The sequence below is a fragment of the Methylobacterium sp. D54C genome, from assembly GCF_053345595.1.
On sequence record NZ_JBKFAK010000177.1, the window covers coordinates 1 to 313 of the forward strand.

Sequence of the window (313 nt, forward strand, 5' to 3'; positions counted from 1 at the left end):
GCGTCGAGATCAGCATCGGCCGCAGCACCGGCCAGCGCCCGAGCGCGCGAAACTCGCTGACGAGCCGGCCGCGGGTCCCGGGAAGCCCGTCCGGCACGCAGGGCTGGATCGCGAGCCCGGCCGCGAGCCCGATCACGACCACCGCCCAGAAGGACGAGCGCCAGCCCGCCTCCTGCCCGAGCGCGGTGCCCAGCGGCACGCCGAGCACGTTGGCGAGGGTGAGGCCCGCGAACATCAGCGAGACCGCCTGCGTGCGCTTCTCCCGCGGCCCGAGATCCCGCGCCACAACGGCGCCGATGCCGAAGAACGCGCC

General features: G+C 75.4%; 1 protein-coding gene. It reads right to left on the reverse strand.

The window, feature by feature from the left end:
- Nucleotides 1-313, reverse strand: a 313-nt coding sequence (locus tag ACLBYB_RS33050) for an MFS transporter (RefSeq protein ID WP_447701412.1), incomplete at both ends; no start/stop codon positions are given.